The 26,465-nt window shown below is 66.2% G+C and carries 23 protein-coding genes; 13 read left to right on the top strand and 10 right to left on the bottom strand.

Features of this window, described 5'->3' with window-relative positions; genetic code table 11:
• Nucleotides 1-3: 3 nt before the first annotated feature.
• From AKI39_RS23085 to rsmB, 3 genes are read right to left on the bottom strand one after another with little or no spacing between them, the layout of a single operon-like run.
• A complete protein-coding gene (locus tag AKI39_RS23085) occupies nucleotides 4-2,316 on the bottom strand; it encodes a sensor histidine kinase (RefSeq protein WP_066641306.1) in 2,313 nt (770 codons plus the stop codon).
• Complete coding sequence (locus AKI39_RS23090) at nucleotides 2,313-2,897, bottom strand: DUF4390 domain-containing protein (RefSeq protein WP_066641308.1); 585 nt, start codon at nucleotides 2,895-2,897, stop codon at nucleotides 2,313-2,315. The genes AKI39_RS23085 and AKI39_RS23090 overlap by 4 nt, the downstream gene beginning before the upstream one ends.
• A 39-nt stretch (nucleotides 2,898-2,936) precedes the next feature.
• Nucleotides 2,937-4,358 (bottom strand): 16S rRNA (cytosine(967)-C(5))-methyltransferase RsmB, encoded by a 1,422-nt coding sequence (gene rsmB, locus AKI39_RS23095; RefSeq protein WP_066641310.1) that lies wholly within the window; start codon nucleotides 4,356-4,358, stop codon nucleotides 2,937-2,939.
• Between the two features lie 359 nt (nucleotides 4,359-4,717).
• Here rsmB and AKI39_RS23100 point away from each other — a divergent pair, with 359 nt between their 5' ends.
• The 7 genes from AKI39_RS23100 to rimO all read left to right on the top strand — a co-directional run bounded on the left by AKI39_RS23100 (nucleotide 4,718) and on the right by rimO (nucleotide 12,523).
• The gene (locus AKI39_RS23100) at nucleotides 4,718-5,047 is read left to right on the top strand and encodes a hypothetical protein (protein WP_066641312.1); all 330 of its coding nucleotides are present in this window, start codon (nucleotides 4,718-4,720) and stop codon (nucleotides 5,045-5,047) included.
• A 57-nt stretch (nucleotides 5,048-5,104) separates the two neighbouring features.
• The gene (locus tag AKI39_RS23105; RefSeq protein WP_066641313.1) at nucleotides 5,105-5,767 is read left to right on the top strand and encodes a hypothetical protein; all 663 of its coding nucleotides are present in this window, start codon (nucleotides 5,105-5,107) and stop codon (nucleotides 5,765-5,767) included.
• A 285-nt stretch (nucleotides 5,768-6,052) separates the two neighbouring features.
• Complete coding sequence (locus AKI39_RS23110; protein WP_066641314.1) at nucleotides 6,053-6,643, top strand: hypothetical protein; 591 nt, start codon at nucleotides 6,053-6,055, stop codon at nucleotides 6,641-6,643.
• 424 nt (nucleotides 6,644-7,067) lie between these two features.
• On the top strand, nucleotides 7,068-8,720 hold the full coding sequence (locus tag AKI39_RS23115; protein WP_083229012.1) for an arylsulfatase: 1,653 nt from the start codon (nucleotides 7,068-7,070) through the stop codon (nucleotides 8,718-8,720).
• A gap of 21 nt (nucleotides 8,721-8,741) precedes the next feature.
• Nucleotides 8,742-9,902: a formylglycine-generating enzyme family protein gene (locus tag AKI39_RS23120; protein WP_443102626.1), complete on the top strand. Its 1,161-nt coding sequence runs from the start codon at nucleotides 8,742-8,744 to the stop codon at nucleotides 9,900-9,902.
• A gap of 238 nt (nucleotides 9,903-10,140) precedes the next feature.
• Nucleotides 10,141-10,737, top strand: a complete 597-nt coding sequence (locus AKI39_RS23125; RefSeq protein ID WP_066641318.1) for a hypothetical protein — start codon at nucleotides 10,141-10,143, stop codon at nucleotides 10,735-10,737.
• 469 nt (nucleotides 10,738-11,206) lie between these two features.
• The gene (rimO, locus tag AKI39_RS23130) at nucleotides 11,207-12,523 is read left to right on the top strand and encodes a 30S ribosomal protein S12 methylthiotransferase RimO (protein WP_066641319.1); all 1,317 of its coding nucleotides are present in this window, start codon (nucleotides 11,207-11,209) and stop codon (nucleotides 12,521-12,523) included.
• A 129-nt stretch (nucleotides 12,524-12,652) separates the two neighbouring features.
• On the opposite strand, the gene AKI39_RS23135 is transcribed toward rimO, so the two are convergent.
• Nucleotides 12,653-13,198, bottom strand: coding sequence for a ferritin-like domain-containing protein (locus AKI39_RS23135; protein WP_145925359.1), 546 nt, complete (start codon nucleotides 13,196-13,198; stop codon nucleotides 12,653-12,655).
• Between the two features lie 368 nt (nucleotides 13,199-13,566).
• On the opposite strand from AKI39_RS23135, the gene AKI39_RS23140 reads away from it, so the two are divergent.
• On the top strand, nucleotides 13,567-14,151 hold the full coding sequence (locus tag AKI39_RS23140) for a TIGR00730 family Rossman fold protein (protein WP_066641320.1): 585 nt from the start codon (nucleotides 13,567-13,569) through the stop codon (nucleotides 14,149-14,151).
• Nucleotide 14,152: 1 nt separating this feature from the next.
• Nucleotides 14,153-14,683, top strand: coding sequence for a hypothetical protein (locus AKI39_RS23145; protein ID WP_066641321.1), 531 nt, complete (start codon nucleotides 14,153-14,155; stop codon nucleotides 14,681-14,683).
• Here the strand turns inward: AKI39_RS23145 and AKI39_RS23150 are convergent.
• On the bottom strand, nucleotides 14,680-17,514 hold the full coding sequence (locus tag AKI39_RS23150; protein WP_158515206.1) for a hypothetical protein: 2,835 nt from the start codon (nucleotides 17,512-17,514) through the stop codon (nucleotides 14,680-14,682). The two genes, AKI39_RS23145 and AKI39_RS23150, sit on opposite strands and share 4 nt — an antisense overlap.
• A gap of 261 nt (nucleotides 17,515-17,775) precedes the next feature.
• On the opposite strand from AKI39_RS23150, the gene AKI39_RS23155 reads away from it, so the two are divergent.
• Nucleotides 17,776-18,402, top strand: coding sequence for a pyridoxamine 5'-phosphate oxidase family protein (locus AKI39_RS23155; RefSeq protein ID WP_066643663.1), 627 nt, complete (start codon nucleotides 17,776-17,778; stop codon nucleotides 18,400-18,402).
• 24 nt (nucleotides 18,403-18,426) lie between these two features.
• Here AKI39_RS23155 and fmt read toward each other — a convergent pair whose 3' ends face one another.
• The gene (gene fmt / locus AKI39_RS23160) at nucleotides 18,427-19,371 is read right to left on the bottom strand and encodes a methionyl-tRNA formyltransferase (RefSeq protein WP_066641325.1); all 945 of its coding nucleotides are present in this window, start codon (nucleotides 19,369-19,371) and stop codon (nucleotides 18,427-18,429) included.
• A gap of 227 nt (nucleotides 19,372-19,598) precedes the next feature.
• The gene (def, locus tag AKI39_RS23165; protein ID WP_066641327.1) at nucleotides 19,599-20,105 is read right to left on the bottom strand and encodes a peptide deformylase; all 507 of its coding nucleotides are present in this window, start codon (nucleotides 20,103-20,105) and stop codon (nucleotides 19,599-19,601) included.
• Nucleotides 20,106-20,297: 192 nt separating this feature from the next.
• Between def and dprA the strand changes: the two genes are divergently transcribed.
• Genes dprA through AKI39_RS23180 form a run of 3 tightly spaced genes read left to right on the top strand, consistent with a single transcriptional unit; the run spans nucleotide 20,298 to nucleotide 22,983 of the window.
• Nucleotides 20,298-21,500 carry a DNA-processing protein DprA gene (gene dprA / locus AKI39_RS23170; protein ID WP_066641332.1) on the top strand — a complete coding sequence of 401 codons (1,203 nt, stop codon included), beginning with the start codon at nucleotides 20,298-20,300 and terminating at the stop codon, nucleotides 21,498-21,500.
• Nucleotides 21,501-21,539: 39 nt separating this feature from the next.
• Nucleotides 21,540-22,448: a hydroxymethylglutaryl-CoA lyase gene (locus AKI39_RS23175; protein ID WP_066641334.1), complete on the top strand. Its 909-nt coding sequence runs from the start codon at nucleotides 21,540-21,542 to the stop codon at nucleotides 22,446-22,448.
• A 43-nt stretch (nucleotides 22,449-22,491) separates the two neighbouring features.
• Nucleotides 22,492-22,983: a hypothetical protein gene (locus AKI39_RS23180; RefSeq protein ID WP_066641336.1), complete on the top strand. Its 492-nt coding sequence runs from the start codon at nucleotides 22,492-22,494 to the stop codon at nucleotides 22,981-22,983.
• A 117-nt stretch (nucleotides 22,984-23,100) separates the two neighbouring features.
• Here AKI39_RS23180 and AKI39_RS23185 read toward each other — a convergent pair whose 3' ends face one another.
• The 3 genes from AKI39_RS23185 to AKI39_RS23195 all read right to left on the bottom strand — a co-directional run bounded on the left by AKI39_RS23185 (nucleotide 23,101) and on the right by AKI39_RS23195 (nucleotide 26,451).
• Nucleotides 23,101-24,126 (bottom strand): amino acid ABC transporter substrate-binding protein, encoded by a 1,026-nt coding sequence (locus AKI39_RS23185; protein ID WP_066641338.1) that lies wholly within the window; start codon nucleotides 24,124-24,126, stop codon nucleotides 23,101-23,103.
• Between the two features lie 194 nt (nucleotides 24,127-24,320).
• A complete protein-coding gene (locus AKI39_RS23190; protein ID WP_066641340.1) occupies nucleotides 24,321-25,592 on the bottom strand; it encodes a phenylacetate--CoA ligase family protein in 1,272 nt (423 codons plus the stop codon).
• Nucleotides 25,593-25,620: 28 nt separating this feature from the next.
• Nucleotides 25,621-26,451, bottom strand: a complete 831-nt coding sequence (locus AKI39_RS23195) for an ABC transporter ATP-binding protein (RefSeq protein WP_066641342.1) — start codon at nucleotides 26,449-26,451, stop codon at nucleotides 25,621-25,623.
• Between the last annotated feature and the right edge of the window lie 14 nt (nucleotides 26,452-26,465).

Consider the following 26,465-nt stretch of genomic DNA (forward strand, 5'->3'; position numbering starts at 1 on the left):
CACCTATTGCGTAGCCGCATTATCCTGTTGTTGTGCGGTTGCGTCCAGAGTATCGACCCCGCCCGCCAGGCGGGTCAACAGTATCGAAATGCGGGCGCCGCCTTCGCGCCGATTCGCCAGATCGATGCGTCCGCCATGCTCTTCAACGATCTTGCGGACGATCGCCAATCCTAACCCAGTCCCGTGCGACTTGGTGGTCACATAGGGTTCGAAGGCCCGCTGCATGACTTGCGGGGAAAAGCCCGGCCCGGTGTCCGCCACCGTGAAGCGCAGCGCAAGCTGCTCTTCGCCATCGCCCTGGCGCGCGCGCGTCAGCTGCGTGATCACACGCACCTTGCCCTCTTTCTGGTCCGCGATGGCATCGCGCGCATTCGCCAGCAGATTGTGTATCACCTGGCGCAATTGCGTGGGATCGCCTTCGATGGCCGGCAAGCCGGGTTCCAGCTCGACCTCCAGGTTCAGCGAATTCACATGATCGCGCAACACGCCTTCAACGGGATCCCAGCCATACAAGGACAGGACGTCGGCCACCAGGTCGTTGAAATCGATGCGTTTCATGACGGCCGGGGGCGTGCGGGCGAATTCGCGGAAATCGTCGACCATGTGCTTCAGCGACGAGACCTGGTTGACGATGGTATTGGTGGAACGCTCCAGCATGCGACGGTCGTTCGGCTCCAGGCGATCGGCCAGCTTCATGGCAAGGCGTTCGGCCGACAACTGGATGGGCGTCAGCGGGTTCTTGATTTCGTGGGCGAGCCGGCGCGCGACCTCGCCCCAGGCCACCGCGCGGTTGGCCGACATCAGTTCGGTGATGTCGTCGAACACCACCAGATAGCCGTTGCCACGCCCGTCCACCCGCAGGTGCGTGCCACGGGCAAGCAGCGTGGCGGCTTGCGGGGCGGCGTGCGGATGCGCGGCCGGACTGAGCTGAATTTCGAACTGCTGCTGCCAATGCAGGCGCTCCGATCCCACCGCGGTATGCGCGGCGAAGGCCTGCCGCACGATCTGCGCGAAGGGCAGCATGCCTTCGACGGTTTCCAGCGGCCTGCCGATGACCGAACGCAGGTCGGCCTGCAGGATGGTCTGGGCGCCCTGGTTGACGGTGGTTACGCGAAAGCCTTCGTCGAAGACCAGCACCCCGGAAGACAGGTTGGACAGCACGCTTTCCAGATAGACATTCGAGCGTTCCAGCTGCTGCCGGTTGCTTTCCACCATGCGGCGGGCTTCGTCCAGCTGCCGCGTCATGGCATTGAAAGAACGCGTAAGCTGCCCGACTTCGTCGCGCTCGGGCGGTTCGGGCAAGGGCCGGTAGTCGCCTATGCCGACGGCCTGCGTGCCGGCCGCCAGGCGCAGCAGCGGACGCACCAGCCGCTTGGACAGCGACAGGGCCACGGCAATGGCGGTGAAGACGGAAACCAGCAGGGCCAGCGTCAGGGTGATGCCATAGAGCTTGCGCAGCCCCAGCCGCGAAATCGCCAGTTCCTGGTAATCGCGAAAGCCCTGCTGGACGCGGTTGGCGTTGTGGGCGATCTGCTCGGGGACCGGCTGGATCAGCTGCAGCCAGCGCGGCTCCCCCCCGGAATTGCCCAGCGTATCGAAGCGCTCGGGCGCGATCAGCGGGATGACGACCCGCAGGTGCAGGCCGCCCTGGCCGCGGTCCAACGGATCGTCGGCTTCCGCCGCCGAATAGCCGCGCGACAGCCGCAACTGGTTCAGGACCGTGGCCGGCGGCAATTCGGGCAGCAGCTGGCCATACTGGTTGGTGGAAAAAGCGATCATGCGGCCCCCGCCGGTGAAGACCATCGCTTCCTGCACGCCGTTGGCTTCGCGCAGCCGGGTCAGCGTCAACGCGATATTGCTATCGCTGGCGCGGTTCAATTCCGTTGCCATGGAGCGTGCCCGCGCATCCAGATCGGCCAATAACGAATCCAGCGCCGCGCGTCCCAGGTTCAGGCCCGATTCCAGCGCGCTGTCCACCCGCACATTGAACCAGGACTCGATGGACCGCGACATGAACTGCACCGACAAGGTGTAGATCAGGGCGCCAGGCACCACGCCGATCAATGTAAAGGCCAGTGCGAACCGCGCGGTGAGCCGCGCGCCGAACTGCCGGCGCCGTATCTGCCGCACCAGCTTGACCGTCAGCGCCACGACCCAGGCGAACAGCGCCAGCGCGACCACGCCGTTCAGCAACAAGAGGGCATCGTAGTAACGCGCCAGGCGCGACGCATTGCCCGTGGACCAGGCCAGCAGGCCCAACAGCAGCACGCCCGCCAGCGCGCCCACCACCAGGGCGATGCGCAGGAGGAGTCTCATCGGTTGCCCCCCGACGGATTGGCGATGGCGAAGTCGAAGTCTTTCCACGGCGTGGCCACGGACCACGAACTGCTGTTCAGGGCATTGACCTGGAAGGGCCGCGCCAGCATGGAGGTATCCAGGCGCAAGCGCAGCCTGCCGTCGTAGCGTACACCCGTGGAGAGATCGCCCGCATCGGCCACCGCCCAGCCGCGTATGTGCCGCACCATGTCCATGGCCGCGTCCAGCGACTGCACCGGCAGGTTCAATTCGCCGACGCCGGCGCGCCACTGGCGGGTCAGGGCGTTGTAGATGATGCGCCACGTCATGCTGGTATCGACCACGGTGGTGTCCAGCCACCACCAGCGCGAGCGCGTAATGACGATGTCGGCCGTGAAATAGAGCGGCACGCCGCGCTCCGCGGCCTCGCGCAGCTGGTCGTTCAAGTCGAAGCGGATGTCCGCGTCGATTTCGACCTTGCCGTTGCGGATCACGGGATCGACATTGACCACCTTGGGATCGGCCGCCCGGGCGGCAGCCGACCACGGCAGCAATAGCACGGTGGCCAGCAACAATAAAAACAGGCGCGTGGAAGTGGACATACGAAGAATCAGCGCGGCGACTCCACTATTCTTGGCGATTCAGCGGGCCTTGGCAAACAAGGCATAGAAAAAGCCGTCGTGCTGCGCCGTTTCTGTTGCGCCGGACGCGACGGGCAGCAGTTGCCCCGGCGCCTCCTGGCGGCTCGCGTCCGCATGGCGGGCGGCAAAGGCCGCCGCCTGCCGTTCGCCTTCGTCCGGGAAGACCGAGCACGTCACGTACAACAGCCGGCCGCCCGGCGCCACGGTACGCCACAGGGCGTCGACGATACGTGCCTGCAGCTTGACGGTGCGCGGGACGTCGTCGGCGCGCCGCAACCAGCGGATGTCGGGATGCCGGCGCACTATGCCCGAGGCCGTGCAGGGAACATCGGCGAGCACCGCATCGAACGGCCGCCCATCCCACCAGCCGTCCAGGTCGGCAGCGTCCGCGGCCCGCAGCGCCACGCGCGGCGTATCCAGGCCAAGGCGACGCAGGTTGTCGCCTACGCGCCGCAGGCGCCCGGCGTCCGCATCCAGGGCAAGCAGATCGACGTCGGCCAATTCGAGCAGATGCGCGGTCTTGCCGCCCGGCGCCGCGCAGGCATCCAGTACCCGCATCCCATCCTGCACGCGCAGAAGCGGGGCGGCAAGCTGGGCGCCGGCGTCCTGCACGGACCACCAGCCCTCCTCGAAGCCCGGCAGGCGCTGCACGGGACGCGGCTGGGCCAGAACGATGCCGGCGGGACCGACCGGCTGGGCGCCTATGCCCGCCGCCTGGAAGGCGGCCAGCACCTGTTCCCGCGTCACCCGGCGAACGTTGACGCGCAAGGCCAGGGGCGCCGGCACATTGGCCCCGGCCAGGATGGATTCCCATTGCTCGGGATAGGCTGAACGCAGCTTGTCCACCCACCACTGGGGATGATTCCAGCGCGCCTCGATCTGGCGCGCCAGCTGGGGTAACAGCGCCGCCTGGTCGCGCAGGAAGGACCGCAGCGTGCCGTTGACCAATCCTTTCAAGGGGGCGACGCGCGGCAGGCGGGCGGCGGCTTCCACGGCCTGGTCCACGACGGTGTAGGGCGCGTAGGCCGGCCCGCCGGCCACGGAAGCAGCCTCGGATCCTGGCGCGGTGGCGGGCAGGATGCCGGGGGGAAGCGAAAAAGGCGACTGGGGCGCGCCCGCGGTCGACGCCGCCACGGGCGCGGACAGCAGCAAAGCCAGGCTGACCAGCAGCAGCGCTTCGGCAAGCGGTTCGGGCGGCGTCCGGGCAACAAGGATGCGCCGCGCGGCGCGCGCCTCTCCAAGCCGCCGCATGGTGTGGAACGACAGCGCCTGCGTACCGGCACGCAAGGGCGCCGGCACCAGGCCGATGGCGTCCGTCATGGATCGGCCCGCCAGCACCGCCCGTACAACCCCCGCGCTTTCCGCGAGCAGATCGTGCAATGGGGCGGCGACAGCCGCCGGAAACGAGGGGGAATCGGACATGAGAGAGGAAAAACCCGTGTGTAACGCCCCAATGGTACCTTTTCGCGGCCAGCGGCTCCGCCGGTGCCTTATCCGCGGCGGCATCGCGCCCCTGGCGCAGCCCGACGAACGTGCCGCGACGCCCCTCGCCATCCGGGCGCGCCGCCGATGAGTCCCGGACGGGCAGGCCGGCATCGGCGCCCGATGCCTCGGCCGGCAGCAGGCACGGCCACCGAAATCATTTGTGAGACATCGTCCAAGGACATGGATTCCGGCGGCTCCGATGCTATGGTGCTGGCGCGCCGTTGCATCGTCCATGACGGCGCGGTGGCTACGCTCGTACGACGGCCGCTGGCATTCCTGCTCACGAGGATGCATCCATGAAAACGCTGTTTCGGATTCTGCTGGCGCTTTCCCTGTTGACGCAGCCCCCGGCCTTCGCCGGTAGTCCCTCCCCTGGCCCCGGGCACACCGCCGAAAAAAGCCGTCAGAACAAGAACCGCAAGGTGTTCGGCGCCTATGTGGCAGGAAAGATGGCCGACGCCTTCGATGGCAAACTGGCCGCGATGTATCCCTGCGGCAACAAGCCTGCCAACTATTGCCAGGGGCTGATGGTGACCGCCTTCGAAAGCGACGACCCGTATTGGATGGAGCCCAAGACCGCCAGGATATCGTTTACGTATTTCAGGCAAGACATCGCGACACCGTGATTCGGGAATGCCGGCCTGGCTCTGTGGCCCCAGGCCTACCTGGATCACGACTTCCCCATGGTGGGACAGGACCACCAGGCCTTCAAGCCGAACTATCGCTGTGCCTATCCCACGGATGGCGATACGGACATACGCAGCAACTCGGGGTGCGGCGCGCAGATCCTCGACGGCAAGATCGTTCCCGATACCGCGCCTTGCGCGAGCCTGGGCATTACGACGGGGCAACAGTGGATAGATAAATATGGCGCTATCCCGGGAAGCATTTGCGGCTTCGCACTGAACCCGGCGAATGGCTCCGACCGGCGCGGCATGGAGGCCATGATCCAGGCGGACGCCGCCATCCTAAAAATCGGTAGCCCGGTGCTGATGCCTTGGAACGAGGTGGTCATGAGGCCTTGGCCGTCGTACGCCCCGGCCCGTATTCCGCTGATGGCCTTCTTCTTCGTGCCTTATAAACAAGAGGCAAGGTCCGCTGCGCACGAGGCAAGACCAGGCGCACGGGAAAAAGCGTCCACGCCCGGGACGCAACATGAACGCGGGCCGGCTCGCCACTATCCGCTGTCCTTCACGCAACAGCAACAGAAGCGGTATTACGACCTGACGAAGATTTTCGTGCCCCTCATCGAAATCTCCGAGGCCAGCCCCAATGCGGTGTTTACGTATCAGGACTCGGATCAGGCTGCCGGCATTCCAGGCATCGTCACCACGATGCCGCAATAAGGGCCCGGCCTGGGGAGCCCGCAGGCCATTGAATCGCTGCTTCGTTCCCCCACCTTCGCGCCCCGAACCCATAGCGCTGCCGCCCGGACGACACAGAAGCGGCCATATCTCAGAAATTTCGCCTGCGCCCGTCCGGCGAAACTCGTCAGAATCCCCGCGAAGGTTCATTGAACGAGAGCCGCCGAACGCCGCGGCCGGATGCCCGCGCGCCGGCATCGGGCCGTCCTACATCCTTGCATCGAGTCCTGCCTACGCAATCGCGGGCAGGTAAGGGCGAAGCCATCCATGAGCACATTCCGGAGAAAGCAGTTCTACGACAACTCTTGTGGCGCCGCGACATTGCTGTGCGCCGCCGGCGAATTGGGCATCACCCACCTTCCCCACATTCCCAATACCATGCTCATGGGCCAGGAACTGCAGTCCAACAATACCTGCGAATCCGCGATCTATTACATGACCTGCGGGGCCAGCCTGGGGCCGACGCCCTTCTTCAACCTGGAAAAGGGCGGCTACTCATTCCCGCACAACATCGTATTCGCCGGCCGGATGCTAGGCCTGGATGCCGAGGTCTACATGGAAAATGCGTGCACGTCGGGCTTGCTCAAGGCGCTCTATCCCCGCTGCGAGCAACTGTGTGCGCAGTCCGGCGTCCTGGTCAAATACCGCAAGCGGCCTGCCTTGCTCGAGTCGCAAAGGGCGCTGAAAATCATGGGCGTCATGAAGCTGCTGGGCCTTCATTACGTCATGGAGCGGCCGAATGGCACGTACATGGATCCCGCGGATGGACGGAACTTCCCCGATCTGAAGGCGATGAACAATAGTTGGGCGAAGTGCTATGCGGAGACCGGCATTTCCATCGTATTGCAGAAGGCCTGAGGCCCAGTCGCCACGCCAACATCACGCGCGCGCTCTCCCGCATCTATCGAAGCGACGCGCCATTCCTGCTAGCGAGTTAGGCGACATCACTACGGACTACACCCGGGTAAACGTGGCTGCATGACCGGAGGACTGCCGCGTAGTGTGGCGATGTCGCCATATCGGCTTACGTATCGGCTCTCTTCCGCTCTTGGTTTCTGCCGCCGGTTACGTGCAAGGCAAGCATACTCACTTCCAAAAAACGCTTAAACGCATCAACCATGTTCAAAACGACCGCGTGACCCCTTTTCGCGCCCGCGGCCTCGTATTCCAGACCTGCCGTCTCTCGCTGTCATAAGTCGCTGTCGCCCCTGGTAAGTTGGGTTGGGACATGTTGCACGGCGCCCGGCCCGGATCTTCCTGATTCCGGTCAAGGAGCGCTGACATGAAACAACGAATCCTGCAAAGCCTGTTCGTTTCCGCGGCGCTATCGTGCTCCGCGCCTGTACTGTGCCAGTCGTCCGTGCAGCCGCAAGCAGCACCGCAAGGACAGCCGCAAGCGCAGACGACCAGCCGGCAGCCGAACATCATCGTCATCATGGGCGACGATATCGGCTGGTTCAACATAGGCGCCTATCACCAGGGGATCATGGCGAGCAGGACGCCCAACCTGGACAAACTGGCGGCCGAAGGAATGCGGTTCACCGACTATTACGCGGAAGCCAGTTGTACCGCGGGGCGAGCCAACTTCATCACCGGCGAACTTCCCATACGCACGGGCTTGACCACCGTGGGCCAGGCCGGCTCACCCCTGGGCATCCCGGCCGAAGCGGCCACCATCGCCACCGCCTTGAAATCCATGGGCTATGCAACCGGCCAGTTCGGCAAGAACCACCTGGGCGACCTGAACCAGTTCCTGCCGACCGTACACGGATTCGATGAGTTCTTCGGCTATCTCTATCACTTGGACGCGATGGAGGACCCGGCCCATCCGAACTATCCGCAATCCCTGAAAGACCAGGTGGGACCGCGCAATATGGTCCATAGCTGGGCCACCGATACGGACGACGCCACCATGCAGCCGCGCTGGGGCAAGGTGGGCAAGCAAAGGATCGAAGACGCCGGCGCCCTGTATCCCAAGCGGATGGAGACGGTCGACGACGAGATCCGTGACTACGCCCTGAAGTTCATCGATAAGGCGCATACGGACGGCAAACCTTTCTTCGTCTGGCTCAATCCGACACGCATGCACGTCGTTACGCACCTGTCGGACGAATATCAAGGCCGGCGCACAGCCGAGAACGGTTGGTCGATCTCCGAGGGCGGGATGGCCCAGCTCGATGACGATGTCGGGCTCGTGCTCAAAAAACTGAAGGACCTGGGTATCGACGACAACACCATCGTCGTGTTCACCACGGACAACGGCGCGGAGAATTTCACCTGGCCGGACGGCGGCCAGACCCCCTTCGCGGGCGGCAAGGGTACCGCGCTGGAGGGTGGCTTCCGGGTGCCGGCGATCTTGCGGTGGCCGGGCAAGGTGCCGGCCGGCAAGGTCGAAAACGGCATTGTGTCCGGCATGGACTGGTTCCCCACCTTCGTGGCGGCCGCGGGCGACCCGCATATCGCCGATGAACTGAAGCAAGGCAAGCAACTCGGAGACAGGCGCTACAAGGTGCACCTGGACGGGTACGACCAGACGGCGCTGATAACGGGAAAAGGGCCGTCGGCGCGCCATGAAGTCATCTATTTCACGGAGAGCACGCTGTCGGCGGTACGGATCGACGACTACAAGTATCGCTTCACCGACCAACCGAGCGGATGGCTGGGCGGAACGGTGAAGGTGGACTGGCCCATCCTGACGAACTTGCGGCTGGATCCCTTCGAGCGCACCGGCATACCGACGGCCAACGGCGGATCGCTGAACTACTACTCCTGGTTCATCTACGAATTCTGGCGATTCCAATTCGTGCAGAAGGAAATCGCCGATCTGGCCCAAACTGCCATTGAGTACCCGCCCATGCAGAGAGGCGCCAGTTTCAACCTGGACGCGGTCAAGGAGCAGATCCAGAAGGCCATGGAATCGCACGTGGGCAATTGAACCAGGACGCGGGAGGGCGCCATGAGCCTTGGAACCAAGCCACGATACATGCTGTTGGCCGCCATCGGCTTGATCGCTGCCGGCATGGTCGTCGGCGCAACGCATATCCACGCGTCCGGCAAGCATGGCGAGCCGCGGGTAGGCGATGGCGTCGCCGGCCCCGCCGGAATGGTGTGGGTAGAAGGCGGGACCTTCCAGATGGGCAGCGATGCGCGGCCGGCGCAGCGAAACGAGCGGCCGGCCCACCCGGTGAAGGTGCATGGATTCTGGATAGACCAGCACCATGTCACGAATGCCGAATTCCGCAAGTTCGTCGAGGCGACCGCTTATGTCACCACGGCGGAACGCAAGCCCGACTGGGAAACCTTGCGGGTGCAGTTGCCGCCGGGTACGCCCCGGCCGCCCGACGCGGCCCTGGTAGCGGGCGGCATGGTGTTCGTCGGCACGTCCGGCCCTGTCGCACTGGACAACATCGCACTATGGTGGCGCTACGTGCCCGGCGCCGATTGGCGTCACCCGCTGGGTCCTGGCAGCAATATCGACGCCAAGGATGATCACCCCGTCGTCCAGGTCTCGTATGAAGACGCGCAAGCGTACGCGAAGTGGGCCCACAAGCGCCTGCCCACCGAGGCGGAATGGGAATACGCGGCACGCGGCGGTCTGGAGCAGGCCACCTATGCTTGGGGCGACGAGTTCGCGCCGGACGGCAAGCAGATGGCGAATGTGTGGCAGGGACAGCAGGCCCAACCCTTCCCCGTCACGAACGAGAAGACCCGGACCTCTCCGGGAACCAGCCCGGTGGGAACATACCCGCCGAACGGCTATGGCCTTTCCGACATGACGGGCAATGCATGGCAATGGGTGGCGGATTGGTACCGCTACGACCAGTTCCAGCGCGAAGCCGCGGCCGGAAAACAAGTCGTCGATCCACAAGGCCCTTCCGAGAGCTATGACCCGTACGAACCGGGCGTCCCCGCCTATGCGCCCAAGCGGGTGACGCGGGGAGGCTCCTTCCTGTGCAATGAATCCTATTGCCTGAGCTATCGGCCCAGTGCCCGCCGTGGCGCCGATCCATACAACAGCATGTCGCACCTCGGCTTTCGACTGGCCATGGACGACACCCAATGGCAGCAGCAGGCCGGCCGGCCGCCAGGCACCGCGCAGGCAATGGCGTCACCCTGAGAGCACTGACACACGGCTGCGCGGAGGCGCATGACTATGGCCAAAGGGAGGGTCGATGAAATGCTCACTTTCTAGCGGATGCGTCCGTCTTGCGTTGACGGCCTTCCCTATCGTCGCATCGACATCGGCCCAGGCACAAGACAGTCCATCCCCCGACACATGGCAGTTCGAAGTAACGCCGTACTTCTGGGCGGCCGGCGTAAGCGGTTGGGGGCGTATCGGCGCGAGAACGCCCACGGTGAAATTCGACGCCAGTTTTTCCGACGTATGGCGCAACCTGGACGTGGGCGCCATGGGTACCGTGGAAGCGCGCAAGGGCCGCTGGGGCATCCTGTTCGACGCGATATATGTCAAGGTGGGCGAGGACTCCAAGCCATTGCTCGAGGGCGACCTGGGCAAGGCAAGGCTGCACGTATCGCAGACCATCCTGCAACTGGCGGGCGCTTACCGCATCGTCGACGACAGGGTGTTTCCCATCGACGTGCTGGCCGGCGTGCGCTATACCTACCTGGACAGCGACCTTTCGTTCACGCGCAGCCCCTTGTTGCCGAACGGGGCCGACCGCAGCAATAACGTCGACTGGACCGACGGATTCGTCGGAATACGCGGCCGCTATTACCTGACGGACAAGTGGTCGGTACTGGGGTACGCCGACGCGGGCACCGGTGGCACCAAGTATTCCTGGCAGCTTATCGCGGGCACTGACTACCAATTCAACAAGTCGGTGGTGGGGAAGTTCGGATACCGGATCCTCAGCATGAAATATGAGTCGGACAAGTTCCTATATCAGGGAAAGACAGCGGGCCTCTACCTGGGCGTAGGCATCAAGTTCTGACGACCGGGATGTTCCCTCCCGCCACGCGGTCCCGCCGGATGGCGTAGAACCGTCCGACTCGGCTGCAGGCGCGGAACGCGCCAATAACGCCTGTGTCACACGGCTTTCCCGCGGCATCCGATAGGGGCCGCACTTTGGAGTCGCCGCCGTGTCCGTTGTCAATCCCGTATCCGTCGCCAAGGATAGCCTCTCGTTCTTGCCTTCCCACCCGCCAGCACCCGATATCCCGGATCTGGCGCCGAGTCAGCTGACCGATTCAAGCGCGCCGTCGTAAACGAGCCGTCCCGCGCCAAGCCGACCCGCGGCGAGCCCCCCTGCGACGACTTACGGTGATGCCTAGCCATGCTTTGCACGACTGGCCATGGCGCAACCCTGATCCAAGCGCCTTGCGGCCGAGGCGCCTGGCTGCCCCACGGGTTAAAATTGCCGATTTTCGGCCGTGGCGCGCGGGCGCCCATCGAGGTTCTCCATGTCTTCCCCCAAAGTCGGTTTCGTCAGCCTGGGCTGTCCCAAGGCGCTGGTCGATTCCGAACGTATCCTGACCCAGCTGCGTACCGAAGGCTATCAGGTCACCCCCTCGTACGACGATGCCGATGTCGTGGTGGTGAACACCTGTGGCTTCATCGACAGCGCCAAGGCCGAATCGCTGGAGGCGATCGGCGAGGCGCTGGCCGAGAACGGCAAGGTGATCGTCACGGGCTGTATGGGTGTCGAGGAATCGGCCATACGCAGCGTCCACCCCAGCGTCCTGGCCGTGACCGGCCCGCAGCAGTACGAGCAGGTGGTGCGCGCCGTGCACGAAGCCGCGCCGCCCAACGCGGACCACAACCCCTATGTGGACCTGGTGCCGCCGCAGGGCGTCAAGCTGACGCCGCGCCACTACGCCTACCTGAAGATATCGGAAGGCTGCAACCACCGCTGCAGCTTCTGCATCATCCCCTCCATGCGGGGCGACCTGGTCAGCCGCCCGGTGGGCGACGTGCTGAACGAGGCCGAACGGCTGGTCAAGGCCGGCGTCAAGGAACTGCTGGTGATCTCGCAGGACACCAGCGCCTATGGCGTGGACCTGAAATACCGCAGCGGCTTCTGGAACGGCCGCCCGGTCAAGACGCGCATGACGGAGCTCTGCGCCGCGCTGTCGGAACTCGGGGTCTGGACGCGCCTGCATTACGTATACCCCTACCCGCACGTGGACGAAGTCATCCCGCTAATGGCCGAGGGCAAGATCCTGCCTTATCTGGACATCCCCTTCCAGCATGCCAGCCCGCGCATCCTGAAGGCCATGAAGCGGCCGGCGTTCGAGGACAAGACGCTGGCGCGCATCAAGCGCTGGCGCGAAGCCTGTCCCGACCTGACCCTGCGTTCGACCTTCATCGTCGGCTTCCCCGGCGAAACGGAGGAAGACTTCCAGTACCTGCTGGACTGGATGAGCGAGGCGCAACTGGATCGCGTCGGCTGTTTCCAGTATTCGCCCGTGGAAGGCGCGCCGGCCAATACGCTGGACAATCCGGTGCCCGACGAGGTCAAGCAGGAACGCTGGGACCGCTTCATGGCGCACCAGCAGGCGATCTCCGCCGAACGCCTGCAGCAGCGGGTGGGACGCGAGATCGATGTGCTGATCGACGAAGTCGATGAAGACGGCGCCATCGGCCGCAGCAGCGCCGATGCGCCGGAGATCGACGGCACGGTCTACGTGGCTTCGGATAAGCCGCTGAAGCCTGGCGATCTGGTGCGCGCGACCGTCACGGACGCGGACGAGTACGACCTGTGGGCCGACGCGGCCTAAGGTCGGGAAAAGACAGGGGGGCCCGGGTCAGATCGCCACGGGCACGTGCGTGAACGATGGCGGCGTACCGCCATCGCCGTGCAACAGGGCGCGCGGGGCCGCCAGGCGATCCCCGCCGCACCGCCCGCATCAGGCCAGGAAATCCGACAGGTCGTCGGCGTGTTCTTCCTCCACCGCCAGGATCTCTTCCAACAGCCGTCGCGTGGTGGGATCGTTTTCGCCGATGTATTCCACCATCTGCCGGTAGCTGTCGATGGCCACGCGTTCGGCCACCAGGTTTTCCTTGATCATGTCCTCCAGCGTGGACGCTTCGACATACTCGGAATGGCTGCGCTGGGTCAGGCTCGCCGGGTTCATGTCGGGCTCGCCGCCCAGCTGGACGATGCGTTCGGCGATGCGGTCGGCGTGCTGCTGTTCTTCGGTGGCGTGTTCGGCGAATTCCGCCGCCACGGGTTCCGCGTTCATGCCGCGCGCCATGAAGAAGTGGCGCTTGTAACGCAGCACACAGACCAGTTCGGTGGCCAACGCTTCGTTTAACAAGCGCAGTACGGTCTGGCGGTCGGCGCGGTAGGTATCGGTGACCGCGCCATCTTTCAAGCCCTGGCGGGCCTTTTGACGCAGGGCCTGGACGTCGACGTGGAAATCGGCCGTCTTCGATTTGCTGGGCATATCCATATCTGTACTCTCCTTGTTTTGGCGTGGGCCAGGACCGGCGCCACGTAGCGCCGTCCCGATGAGAATCCCGTCGTCCGCGGTCCGCGCCGACGATGCGATCCGGCCGGTCGCGGCCGGCGATTCGGGGTGCGAAGCGATACCGATATGCGGCCGGCGCGCTGTGTCAAAACGTATCGGCGCCGCGGAGCCTCGCGGGAAAATATGCGTAAACTACCGAGCTTCGGTCTACGGGTCCGGGGCGGTAAGCAAGTTTCGCGCCCGGGCCTACCGCCCGGTGCCGCGATGGCCAGGTCCCCAGGGCGCCCGCCCTGCGGCAAGTGCCCCTCGCGCCCAGGGCCGACAAACGCTAGGTGCGAGCGGTGCAAAGCATGAAACTCGAAAATATCTGTGTGTATTGTGGGTCCAACGCGGGGCGCCAGCCGGTCTATGCGGAGGCTGCCCGCGGCTTCGGCCGCGAATTGGCGCGGCGTGGGCTGGGCCTGGTCTACGGCGGCTCCAGCGCCGGCATCATGGGCATCCTGGCCGACGCGGTGCTCGAAAACGGCGGCCGCGTGATCGGGGTGATTCCCGAGGCCCTGGTCAGGAAGGAGCTGGCCCACGGCGGCCTGACCGAACAGCACATCGTCGCGTCCATGCACGAACGCAAGACGATGATGGCCGAAAAGGCCGACGGCTTCGTGGCACTGCCGGGCGGCGTCGGCACGCTGGAAGAAATATTCGAAACCTGGACGTGGGCGCAGCTCGGCTTTCATGCCAAGCCCTGCGGCCTGCTGAATATCGCCGGCTATTTCGACAAGCTGACCGCCTTTCTGGACCACACCGTCGAGGAAGCCTTCATGCGGCCCCAGCATCGCGCGATGCTGGCGGTGGAAAGCGACCCCGCACAGCTGCTGGCGCGTTTCGCCAGCTACACGGCGCCCACCGTGTCGAAGTGGATCGAACCGGCGAAATAACATGAAGACGACCACCGAACAGCTGCTGCGCGATTACTTCCATGCCAAGGACGAGAACCGCCCGTGGTACATGGCCCGCGCCTTCGCGCCGGATGCCCGGCTGAACATGGTGCTGAAGACCGCTTCCATCGCCTTCCCGTCCGAGGTCGCGGGCGAACCCGCCATTGCCGATACGCTGGTCCGCGCCTTCGGCCAGACCTACGACAACGTGTACACCTTCTACCTGGATCGACCGGCGCCGGGCACGGTGCTGGACGAATTCAGCTGCGACTGGATGGTGGCGATGACGGAAAAGGCCACCGGCAACGTACGTGTGGGCTGCGGCCGCTACGATTGGCGCTTCCAGGCCGAGCCGCATCGGGTCAAGCACCTGACGATTACCATCGAGTCGATGGAAACGCTGGCGGCCGAGGCGATGCCGGCGGTGTTCGAATGGATCACGTCGCTGCCCTACCCTTGGCTGGACCGGGCGGCGCTGGCACACATGCCCGCCCTGCCCGGCCTGGAAAACCTGCGCCGCCTGCTAGGCTAGATTGAATCTTCACTGTCCGACTCGATAATCTCGACAAGATGGTAGCGGGCGGAGATCGGACTGATGATCTCGCGGTGCCAACGGCCTTCGGGAGTGGGCGCCATGCGCAGATCGAAAGCCAGGGAGGCGTAGCTCTGCTCGGCGTCCAGCTTCACGCCGGATCCGGTGAATAGCGTGACGCTGTCCTGGTGATCCCACGCCACGCAGATCCGCAGCACGTATGACCCGTCGGCCAGGCGCGTCACGTCCGTGCACACCGACCCACCCCCGCCCGGCAGCACCGGGCGGCCGTCGTCCAGCTTGATCGGCGCCGCCGGTCCCAGCGCGTACAGGGCAACCTGGCAGTCCCCGGCGATCGCCTGGGTGAAATATATCGAGAGCGCAACGGTGTCGGCACCGGCCACTTGGCTCACGGCCGCAAGCGCGCGGTCGGCACCTGGGACATGGCTATCCTCGCCCGGCACCGGCGCCGAACTCGTATAGGGAAGGTACTGGCCACGGCGGTCGATGCCCATGACCGAGAACCGCGTGGTCGGCCGGTCTATCGCATCCAGCAGGAATTGTTCAGCCACGTCGATGGTCAAGGGGCCGTCCGGGGAGGCGACCTGGCGATAGGCCAACCTGTTCACGGTCATGTCCTTGCGCAGGAGCTCCCTGGCGAAATCCCGCTGCTGCGTGGGCGTCATGGCCAGGCTGGCCTGGCCGAGCACCGCGTCGTAGTGCACGCCGAATTGTTCCAGGACCGCCTTGGACAGGGCGGGCGTCCAGCGGTCTGCGAAGGTGGTGCCGATAATATCGCGCATCGCCACTTCGTCATCCGCCGCGGATACCGCGATCAGGGCTTCCATCAGCTGCGAAGCCAGGCGCAGCCGCCACGCCACATACGATGCGGGCTGAATGGGCGATGCGCCATTCCCCTGTTCATCGGGGTGATCCAGGACGACGCAGGAAGCTGCATCGTTCAATCCATTGGAAAGGATGTGACCGAGCCGGTCCATTCCGGCGCACGCGGCCGCACGGCGATCCGGATGCCGTTCCACGAAGTCGCGCCACGCCTTCCCCGCAGCCTCCGTACACAGGCGCAGGGTTTCGTCGGGGCCCATGTCGATAAAGCTGGCGTGCGTCGCGCAGGCCGTGGCAAGCGAATCGGCGCCATCGCGTAACGCATGCAGGATATGGGTGGGTTCCAAGTTCCTTTCGGCCAGGCGTTCGGCCAGCGCGGCGATATGTTCCGCGCCGATCGCGATATGCGGCGTGCCGCGCTCGCGGGCGACGGCTTCCAGGGCACTCCTGTCCATGACCAGGCCGTATTTTTTCAGGCCGCGTTCGCACTGGCGCAAGCCTTCGACCTCGCTATGGCACATGCGCTGGAGGGCCGCGAGATCGAACACGCGTGGCGAGTCGCCGGAACCGCTGCAAAACAGGCGCAGGGCGCGCTGCACGGCGACGCGCAAGTCCTCGTCGACGAGGCGTGGCATGGCTTCGCCACTGGCCAGGCAGTCGTTTTCCCAGGATACGCACGTGAAGGCCAATTCCTTCAGCGCGGCCAGGACCCGCCCCCGTTCGCCGCTGGCGAGGCAGCCATTCAGATCCCGCAGGCATCCAATCAGCCTGTCGCGATAAGGCCGCATTTTTTCATCGCGCACGCCCTGTATCAGTCTGGCCGCGCCGGCCAGCCGGGCATCGTCGCCTGCCTCCATGGCCAGGATCAGGCTGCTCAGTGCTTTTACGTGCAGCTTGCCCACGAAGTCCAGCACGTCCTTGAGGGGCCTGCGCATGAGGGCGGCGGCGATCAATCGCGGGACCAGCGTATTACCGTTGCCGATATCCAGCAGGCCGGTGTAGCCCGCCGCCTCCAGGTTCTTCACCACGGATTCGCAGGCCAGGTCGTAGACGGCCTGGCTTTCCCGGCCCTGGCCCAGCTGGAAATCGATCAACTGCGCGGTCGCATGGACGAAATAGTCCATCCGCCGGCTGACGGCATGGGCCACGGGATCCTGGAGCCCGGCGATCAGGTCAAGCCGCTGTCGCCACAGGTCCGGCGAGGACCGCAGATGCGCAAGCGCCCGGGCCATCGGACACCGCGCGGGTCCGGTACCTTCCGCCGCCGCGGCGGTGTTCAGCGGCGCCAGTTGCAAGGCCAGCGTCCGCAACTCGGCATGGGCCAACTGCGCAAGGGCAGCCGAAAGCACATCGCGCGCCATGCGATCGTCGCCCAGGCTTTCCAGCCTTACCGCCAGGCGGGCGCATGCGGCGTCCAGCGCATCGGCGTCGGCGGGGAGCGCCCGCGCCACCTGCCTGAGCGGCGTGATCAGCGTGCGCCGCGCGAGCTCCCTGTCCAGCATCGCGCACAGCGTTTCCCACGCCTTGCGGGCCGGATCGCCTTGTGGCGCGCGGGCCAGCCAGGCGTCGGGATCCCGGGCGGCGGTACCCAGGGTGCCCCGCAGCGCGGCCAGTTGCCCGGTATCGGCGCGTCGGCAATATTCCTGGGTGATGCGGTTGAAGACCTGCGCTTGCGCGGATTCCGGGCAGCCGCGGGCCACACGGTCGCACAGGCGCCGCATGTCGTCCTGGCTGATACTGCCGCCGCGTTCGGTGTCCGACCACTTCTGCATGGCGCGCACCCGGCTGTCGGTGCCCAAACTGGCATAGAGCAGCGCCAGCGAGCCGCGCAGGGAGCCGACATGGCGCATGTCCCTGGCCAGTTGCAGCAGGCGCTTGGCACGGCCAGGGCGGGCCCGGAATGGCGCGGCGCCTGCATGGCCCGCTACTGTCAAATCGGCGGCGTAGGACACGCCGCCGGCAGAGCGCAAACTATCCAGCGCCATCATGCTCTCCCGGGTAAGGGCCTGCGCCCATGCTCGGACGAGAAAAGTACCGGCACCGCCAGGCCCGCGCCCCGCCGCCGCGGGGTAACCGGTCATGGTAGAAACAGAGATGGCGCCGCGCCATCTCCGGACATCCCAATCGCGCGTACTGCCGGATTAAAAGGACATCGGAAAAATCCGATGATGCGGCTGTCTCGGCTACGATAGGCGCCAGGCGCGCCAGACTGCGCCGCCGCCATGTCCGTCCTTCACCACCACCACGCGATGATCATCGACGACGAACACCGGATCGCCGACCTGGATGCCTTGACGGCGCTCTACGGGCAACCCCAGGGCGCTTCCGTGCTGAAGGAAAGCGCCACGCTGCATCCGAACTATTGCGCCTTCATTCGCGCCGCACCCTTCGTGGCGCTGGCGACCACCGGCCCTGGCGGACTGGACGTATCGCCGCGCGGCGACGCGGCCGGCTTCGTGGAGATCCACGACGAAAGTACCCTGCTGCTGCCGGACCGGCGCGGAAACAACCGGGTGGACAGCCTGCGCAACATCATCGCCGATCCGCGCGTGGCCTTGCTGTTCCTGATTCCCGGCATCGGAGAAACGCTGCGGGTCAACGGCAGCGCGGCGATTTCGGTGGCGCCCACGCTACTCGATCGGTTTGCCATCGACGGCAAGCCACCGCGGTCGGTGCTGGTGGTGCGCGTGGATACGGTGTTCTTTCAATGCTCGCGTGCGGTGGTCCGGTCCAGGCTGTGGGACCCTGCCACGCAGCTGCGGCGCGCGGCCCTGCCCAGTACGGGCAAGATCCTGCGCGACCTGGTCGGCGACGGCTTCGATGGCGAACAGTACGATCGCGACCTGCCCGAGCGGGTCAAGAAAACGCTGTACTGAATCGCGGCGCACGCCGTGCGGGCCTTAGCCCTGCGGCTGCCATCCCCGCACGAAGACATCGGCCGGCTGCCGCTTGCCGCCGGCCTTCTGCAACTCGAGCAAACGCAGGATGCCGTCGGCGGCGGCAATATCGATGCCGGTGGGCAGCGCCCGCAACACGGTGCCCGGCACCGCGGCCGATACGCCGGGCAAGGCCTGGGCGCGCCAGACCTTGACGGGGTCGTCCAGGCCCGGCAAGCGCACCGTCGCGCCCGGCACCGGGTCGAAAGCCCGAACACGGCGAGCGAGGACATCCGCCGCCAGGGAAAAATCGAGGGCCGCTTCGGCCTTGTCCAACTTGGCCGCATAGGTGACGCCTTCGGCGGGCTGGGGCTTGCGCGCCAACTTGCCCGCCGGGACCGCGGCCAGGGCTTCAACGATTGCCGCGGCGCCGGCGGCGGCCAGGGCGTCGTGCAGCGAAGCGGCGGTCTGTTCCTCGCCGATGGGAACCCGGCGTACCAGCAGCATGTCGCCGGTATCCAGGCCGGCATCCATCTGCATGATGGTCACGCCGGTCTCCGTATCGCCTGCCTCGATGGCGCGCTGGATGGGCGCCGCGCCGCGCCAGCGCGGTAACAGGCTGGCGTGGATGTTCAGGCAGCCATGGGGCGGCAGGTCCAGCACCCACTGCGGCAGGATCAGTCCATACGCGGCGACCACCATGACATCCGGCGCGGCGGCCAACAACTGCTCGCGCGCCCGCGTGGCTTCTTCGGGATAACGGCCGTCCAGGCGCAGGCTGCGCGGCTGCTCGACCGGAATGCCGGCGGCCAGCGCCGCCTGCTTGACCGGGCTGGGCGTCAGCTTGAGCCCGCGTCCGGCAGGCCGGTCGGGCTGCGTCAGGACCAACGGAACCGTGTGCCCCCCGGCCAGGATGGCTTCCAGCGCCAGGCGAGCGAAATCGGGCGTACCGGCAAAAACAACGCGCATCGTGTCAGTTATCCATAAAGCTGCGGCCCGCAATCATCGCATGCAAGGCGGCAAGCCGGAGCAACAAGCCGGCAAAGCCCGTGCAGCGAAGCACACAGCGCGTCGGACCACCCTTCATCACCGCAAGAAACAGATGTAGCCCGACCCGAGACGCGCCGGAGCCGGCTTTGCCGGGCCGGCTGCGTCGCCCCCTTGAGGGGGAAGCGCGCAAGCGCTTCGGGGGTGGGCTAAACCCCCTCGCGTTCGGCCTTGCGCAGCTTGGTCTTGATGCGGTTCTGCTTGAGGGGCGACAGGTACTCGACGAATACCTTGCCATCCAGGTGATCCAGTTCGTGTTGCACGCAGACGGCCAGCAAGCCTTCGGCTTCGCGTTCGTAGGGCTTGCCGTCGACGTCCAGTGCCTTGAAGCGAATGCGCGCCGCGCGTTCCACTTCGTCGTAGACGCCGGGCACGGACAGGCAGCCTTCTTCGTAGGTTTGCCTTTCCTCGCTCTTCCAGGTGATTTCCGGATTGATCAGCACCAGCAGCTGGTTGCCTTCTTCGGACACATCGATGACGACGACGCGTTCATGCACGTCGACCTGGGTGGCGGCCAGGCCGACGCCCGGCGCGTCGTACATGGTATCGGCCATGTCGCGGACCAGCCGGCGGATACGGTCGTCCACTTCCGCCACCGGCTTGGCCTTGATGTGCAAACGCGGATTGGGATAGTGAAGGATGTTGAGCAAAGCCATGGAAAGCGGCGGATCCCGCCATCGCATACGTGCGGGCGGGAAGCATCGGTAAGGGTTGGGAATACCATCATGATAATTCATCAAGCGCTTGATTTCTAATAGTTTCCCGCTAAGGATGGTATAGGGGGACGGCACGCGCGTTCCCGTCACTGCTCCCCTGTCCGGCGGGCGCGATCGTGCGACACTGCCGACATGCCTCTGGACCATACCCACGACGAACTGGCCGCCTGGCTGCGGCTTTCCCTGGAGCCCGAACTGGGCCTGATCGGCGCCATCGGCCTGCTGCGCGCGGCCGGCTTGCCTGAAGAGATCTATGCCATGGGCGCGGGTGCTCTGGCGCGCCACGTCCCCACGGAGCTGGCCCGCCAGCTGGCGGCGGCGCCCGCGCCCGGCACGGCGGCGCTGATCGACGATGCGCTGCGATGGGTGGAAGGGGCCGATTGCCATATCCTTACCCTGGCGGATCCACGCTACCCCCCGGCCTTGCTGGCCACGGCGGATCCGCCCCTGCTGCTTTACGTGCGCGGCGATCCGGCGTACCTGGCGGGCCCCGCGCTGGCGGTGGTGGGTGCGCGCAGCGCCACGGCCGCAGGCATGGAAAACGCGCGCGCCTTCGCGCGCTTCCTGGCCCAGCATGGCTGGTGCATCGTCAGCGGCCTGGCGCAGGGCATCGATGCGGCGGCCCACGAAGGCGCCCTGGACGCCGGGTCGCGCGGCGCCGGCACGGTCGCCGTCATGGGCACGGGAATCGACCGGGTCTATCCGCCCCGGCATGTCGAATTGGCCCACCGCATCGCGGCGCAGGGAGCGCTGGTGTCGGAACTACCGCTGGGCAGCCCCGCGCTGCGCGGCCACTTTCCCCGCCGCAATCGACTGGTCGCGGGGCTGGCGCGCGGCGTCCTGGTCGTGGAAGCCGCGCGCCAGAGCGGTTCGCTCATCACTGCCCGCCTGGCGGCCGAAAACGGCCGTGAAGTGTTCGCCATTCCCGGCTCCATCCATTCCCCCTTGTCGCGCGGTTGCCATGCGCTGATCCGGCAAGGCGCCAAACTGGTGGAAACCGCCCGCGACATCACGGACGAATTGGGCAGTGCGGCCGTGCCGCCCAGGACGGCGGCGGGCGTGGAGGACGACAGCGCCGCGCGGGATACTCCCGCCGGGTCCGATGCCGCCGGCACGCCGGACAACGCGGCCCCGGCGGACGCTGGCGACGATCCCGTGCTGGCCGCCCTGGGGCACGACCCCGTCCATTTGGATACCCTCCTGGCGCGCACCGGCCTGGACAGCCCGGCGCTGGGCGCCCGCCTGCTGGCGCTCGAATTGGCGGGCGTGATCGCCCGGCTGGATGGAGGTCGGTTCCAGCGTTTGGCGGGAGCGCGGCGCGCCGCCACCGGCTAATATCCGGCTATATCGCCGCATTCAGTCCAGGAATACGCCATGTCTTCCCCTACCCGCGTCAAGATCGTCGAAGTATCCCCGCGCGACGGCCTGCAGAACGAAAAAGAATTCATCCCGACGGATGTGAAAATCGAGTTGGTGAACCGGCTTGCCGACGCAGGCTTTCCCAATATCGAAGCGACGTCGTTCGTTTCGCCCAAATGGGTGCCGCAGATGGCGGACGCGGCCCAGGTCATGGCCGGCATCTCGCGCAAGCCGGACGTCATCTATTCCGTCCTGACCCCCAACATGAAGGGCTTCGAAGCGGCGCGCGACGCAGGGGCCGGCGAAGTCGTGATCTTCGGCGCCGCCAGCGAAGCGTTTTCCCAGAAGAACATCAACTGCTCGATCGCCGAATCGGTCGCACGCTTCGAACCGGTGGCCGCCGCGGCCAAGGCGGCCGGCCTGCGGCTGCGCGGCTCCATCAGCTGCGCGCTGGGCTGCCCGTACCAGGGCGAGGTGCCGGTGGAATCCGTGGTCGACGTGGCGCGGCGCTACCTGGCCCTGGGCTGCGACGAAATCGACGTGGCCGACACCATCGGCGTGGGTACGCCCAAGCGCGTGCGCCAGGTCATGGGCGCGGTCACCGCGGTGGTGGATCCCACGCGCGTGTCCGGGCATTTCCACGACACCTACGGCCAGGCGCTGGCCAACATCCTGGCCGCGCTGGACAGCGGCATCGCGATCTTCCATACCTCGGTCGCGGGACTGGGCGGCTGTCCCTATGCCAAGGGCGCGACGGGCAATGTGGCCACCGAGGACGTGCTGTATCTGCTGCGGGGACTGGACATCGATACCGGCATCGACTTCGATGCCGTGGTGGATATCGGCCAGTGGATGTCCGGCCATCTGCATCGCAAGTCTTCCAGCCGCGCCGGCAATGCCGTCGCGGCCAAGCGGGCGGCCTAGAGCCGCCTCCGACAGCCCCGCCGAGGCGCCGACGCGCATTCCCATGAACCGCCCCGCCGAGCCGCCGCCCTATATCCCGCTTGCCGCGCTATTGCAGGAGATCGGCCCCCTGCCGCTGAGCGGCCAGGCCTGGCCCGACTGGGTGAAAATCCTCGCGTGGGTGCTGCTGGCCGCGCTGGGCTGGGAAATCGTCACGACCATCATCCGGCTATACAGCGGCAGCCTGAATCCGCTTCTGCTCGGCGGCGTGCTGGTGTGCTTCCTGGCGCTGGCGGTGGTGGCCTGGTTCATGCAGACCTCGATCACGACGATCGACAACGGCGGACTGCGGCAGACCTGGCTGACGCGGCGCGAAATCGCCTGGGAGGACATCCATAGCGCGCGCTTCGTGCCCCTGGTGTTCTCCAAGCGCCTGCTGGTGATCAGCCGCGCCGGACGGCCCGTGGTGTTCCAGGGCGGCACGCGCGAGCTGGAACGGGCATTCATGCATATCGCGGCGACCTACCAGGGCAAGCCGCCGCCCCCGGGCGCGTGATAGCCGGGTGCCGGCGCCGACATCGCGGATGCGTGCCGGCACCACAACCGGCATCCTGATGATCGCCGCCTGATCAACCAGGCGGCGGCCCTGCCGCCTGGTGTCCGGACGCGGGAATCAGCGGATCGGCAGCGCGTACATCAACCCGCCCTTGTTCCACTGCGCGTTCAGCCCGCGCTGCAATTTCAGCGGACTGCCCTGTCCCACGTTGCGCTCGAAGCTCTCGCCGTAATTGCCTACCCGCTTGACGATGTTGTAGGCCCAGTCTTCGCCCAGCCCCATGTTGCTGCCGGCACCCGCGGTCACGCCCAGGATGCGCTTGACATTGGGATTGGTGCTGCTGGACTTCAGTTCATCGACGTTGGCCGACGTAATGCCGTATTCCTCGGCTTCGATCATCGCCGACAGCGACCACGAAACGATGTTCAGCCAGTTGTCGTCGCCCTTGCGCACGAAGGGGCCCAGCGGCTCCTTGGAAATGATTTCCGGCAGCACCACATAATCGTCGGGATTGTGCAGCTTGGAAATGCGAATCGACGCCAGCCCGGATGCATCCGTGCTGAACACATCACAGCGGCCCGCTGCGAATGCGTTGACGACTTCGTTGAACTGCTCGATGACGACCGGCTTGTACTCGACGTGATTGGCGCGCGCCCAATCGGCCAGCGTGTTTTCGTTCGACGTTCCGGCCTGCAGGCAGATCGTGGCGCCATTCAGTTCCTTGGCGCTCTTCACTCCCAGCGATTTGGGCACCATGAAGCCCTGCCCGTCATAGAAGTTGACGCCGGCATGGATGATGCCCAGTGCCGTATCGCGCTGCTGCGTGACGGTGGTGTTGCGCGCCAGCAGGTCGATTTCGCCCGATTGCAGCGCGGTGAAACGCTGTTGGGCATCCAGCGGCACGATCTTGGTCTTGTTGGCGTCGCCCAGCACGGCCGCGGCGACGGCGCGGCACAGGTCCACGTCCAGGCCATGCCATACGCCCTGGGCGTCCGGCGCCGAAAAACCGGCGAAACCGGTCGTCGTACCGCACAACAGCACGCCGCGCTGGCGTACCGTGTCCAGGGTGGCGGCGTGCACCGCCTGTCCGGCGATGGCCAACAGGACGGCACCGATGAATGCCTTGATAAGCTTGATACGCATGGGGTTTCCTTCTTCGAGTCGATGCGCGCGGCCCCTGCCCATGGAGCCGCTGGGCGCAAAGCTTAACGCGCCGGCGTGGGTCGGGGAAATCACAAGCTTATAACCGCCCCGGGAACGGGTCGCGTCCAGCCCGCTTTCCGCGCAGCGCGCGGGCATCGAGGGCAGGCGCGGCAAGCGGCCGGCGGTTCCCCGCATCAACGGTAGTCGCGCCTGTCCTCGATGACCTTGCCGTCGTTGGGCAGGCTGCCCGGCGCGCACAGGACGACGTCGGCGCGCAGCTTGGCGACGTCGCGTACCGAGCGGGCGATGGCCTCGGCCAGGCCGGGCGGCGCGCCGGCGGCCTCGACGTGCAGCGTCATCGTGTCCTCGCCCACCGCGCCGCCCACGACCAGCCTGGCGCGCGCGGCTTCGGGATGGCGGCGCAGGATGTCGGCGATTTGGGGGGGATGCACGAACAGGCCGCGCACCTTGGTGGCCTGGTCCGCCCTGCCCATCCAGCCGCGGATGCGCGTATTGGTGCGGCCACAGGGCGACATCCCGGGAAGCACCGCCGACAGGTCGCCGGTGCCGAAGCGCACCAGCGGATAGTCCGGGTTCAGCGTGGTGACGACCACTTCGCCGACCTCGCCTTCCTGCACGGGATCGCCCGTGCCGGGACGCACGATTTCGACGATGATGTCCTCGCCCAGCACCAGGCCTTCGCGGGCCGGGGTTTCGTAGGCGATCAGCCCCAGGTCGGCGCTGCCATAGGCCTGGTAGCCGTCGACCCCGCGCGCCGACAGGCTGTCGCGCAAGGCGGGTGGAAAGGCCTCGCCCGATACCAGCGCATGGCGCAGCGAAGGCAGCGGCATGCCCAGTTCCTCGGCCTTCTCCAGGATGATCTTCAGGAAGCTGGGCGTGCCGGTGTAGGCCGACGGCGCCAGGTCGCTGATCGCGCGCACCTGCTGCTCGCTCTGCCCCGTTCCCCCGGGGAACACCGTGCAGCCGAGCGCATGCGCAGCGGTTTCCATCATCGAGCCGGCCGGGGTGAAGTGATACGAGAAGCAGTTGTAGACCAGTTGCCCGCCCCGGATACCGGCGGCGTACAGGGCTCGCGCGAAGCGCCAATAATCGCGCCGCGCGCTTTCCGGTTCGTAGATGGGGCCGGGCGAGGCAAAGACCCGCAGCGCCTGTCCCCATCCCACCGCGGCGTACCCGCCCATGGCCTTGGCCGCGCCGGCCGGCGCCGGGCTGTCCCGGCTGGCCTGCTGGCGCGCCAGCAGGTCGGCCTTGCGCAGCACCGGCAAGGCAGCCAGTGCGTCGCGCGACACGATCCGCGCGGGGTCCACGCCAGCCAGCTGATCGGCGATCGCCGGTGCGCGCGCGATCGCCTGGGCGATGGCATGCGGCAGCGCGGCCATCAGGGACGCTTCACGCGCCGGCGCGGGCCGCGTTTCCAGCGCGTCGAAGTACGGGGACTCGGACATGGCGATCTCCAAGAGGCCGATGGTGCGCCTACGCCAGCCACCGTTTGCGGCGGCGATAGAACTTGGTGTCGCGGAAGCTGCGCCGCGCACCGCTGGATATTCCCAGGTAGAACTCCTTGACGTCTTCGTTGCTGCCCAGCGCGGCGGCGTCGCCATCCATCACCACCCTGCCGTTCTCCAGGATGTAGCCGTAGTCCGCATAGCGCAGCGCGATATTGGTGTTCTGCTCGGCCAGCAGGAAGCTGACGCCTTCGCGCTGGTTCAGGTCGCGCACGATCTGGAAGATTTCCTCGACGATCTGCGGCGCCAGGCCCATGGACGGTTCGTCCAGCAGGATCATCGCGGGGCTGGCCATCAGCGCGCGCCCGATGGCCGTCATCTGCTGCTCCCCGCCCGACGTATAGCCCGCCTGGCTGCCGCGCCGCTGCTTCAGGCGCGGGAAGTACTGGTACACCCGTTCCAGCGCCATACCGGTCTCGGCCCGCCCCAGCCTGCGCGTGTAGGCGCCGGTCAGCAGGTTTTCCTCCACCGTGAGGTGCGCGAAGCAATGGCGGCCTTCCATGACCTGCACCACGCCACGCCGCACCAGGTCCGCCGGCGACAGGCGATCCACGCGTTCGCCGCGATAGCGGATGCTTCCCTTGGTCACCTCGCCGCGTTCGCCGCGCAGCAGGTTGGACACCGCGCGCAAGGTCGTCGTCTTGCCCGCGCCGTTGGCGCCCAGCAGCGCCACGACGCGGCCTTCGGGCACGCACAGCGATACCCCCTTCAGCACGAGGATGACATGGTTGTAGATCACCTCGATGCCGTTGACGTCCAGCAGGACATCGGGCGCCACGGCGGCGAGCTGCGCGTTCATTGTTGTACCCTCCT

Source organism: Bordetella sp. H567, assembly GCF_001704295.1.
GTDB lineage: Bacteria > Pseudomonadota > Gammaproteobacteria > Burkholderiales > Burkholderiaceae_B > Bordetella_C.